The organism is Streptomyces sp. KR55 (assembly GCF_052245645.1).
GTDB classification, from domain to species: domain Bacteria; phylum Actinomycetota; class Actinomycetes; order Streptomycetales; family Streptomycetaceae; genus Streptomyces; species Streptomyces flavusporus.
This window is the reverse complement of sequence record NZ_JBQQCE010000952.1, coordinates 1-1033: the sequence shown is the minus strand read 5'-3', so window position 1 is coordinate 1033 and position 1033 is coordinate 1. Positions and strand designations below refer to the sequence as shown.

Sequence of the window (1033 nt, the reverse complement as noted above, 5' to 3'; positions counted from 1 at the left end):
AGGCGGCCGCGATCCCCGAGTCTGACCCGACGCTGTCGAGCGTCAGTCTGGGCGCGTTCAAGTACGGGTTCCTGGTGCAGGTGTCCACCGAGCTCGTGCAGGACGCCGGGGTCGACCTTGAGGGCTACCTGGCGCGGCAGGCCGGGCAGGCGATCGGGCTCGGTCTCGGCAACCATCTGATCAACGGCACCGGTTCCGGGCAGCCGCGCGGGGTGCTGCTCGACGCCACGGCGGGCGCCACCGGTCCGACGGGCACCGCGTCGAGCTTCGGCGCGCAGGGCACGGCCGGGCAGGGCACAGATCTGCTGTACGACCTGTATGGGTCGGTGGCGGAGCCGTATGTGATGCAGCCCGCGGCCGGGTGGCTGCTGCGCAACGCCACGCTGACAAGCATTCGCAAGCTGAAGACTGCTTCCGCGGGTGAGATCGTCGGTGGCGACTTCGTGACCGAGGGGCCCGCGGGGGCATCCGGAGCCATGATCGGCAAGCCCGCGTTCATCGACCCGTTCGTGCCCGCCATGGCGGCTTCGGCGAAGTCGGTTCTGTTCGGTGACTGGTCGCGGTACTTCGTGCGCATGGTCAACGGGATCCGCTTCGAGCGGTCGGACGACTACGCGTTCAACTCCGACCTGGTGACGTTCCGGGCGCTGCTGCGGGCGGACGCTGCGCTCGTCGACACCACGGGCGCGATCAAGTGGTTCGCGCACTCGGCTACCTGACGGTTTCACCCCAGGGCCCCCGCCGCAGCAACACGGCGGGGGCCCTTTCGCGTCCCCGCCGCGTGCCCGAAAACCGAAACTTCGCAGGTCATCCCCGATATCGGGGGCGAAACCGGTTTCGGCTCGACCCGAAACCAGCGTCAGGGGCGAAACCAGTGACGTGTCACCCCGGCAGTGACTTTCCACTGGCCGGGTCACTGGCCTGGGTCACTGGCCGTGACCTGCACGGATGGCCGTTCAGTGAGGCAGTGAGGTCACGTCGAGGCGCTCGAGGACCCGCCGGTACGAGGACCGTAGGCGCCTGCTCGGTGCCT

The 1033-nt window shown here is 68.9% G+C and carries 1 protein-coding gene; it reads left to right on the top strand.

Features of this window, described 5'->3' with window-relative positions; genetic code table 11:
• A partial coding sequence (locus tag ACTWQJ_RS51745; protein ID WP_443313260.1) for a phage major capsid protein occupies positions 1-719 on the top strand: 719 nt, incomplete at its 5' end.
• Positions 720-1033: the final 314 nt, after the last annotated feature.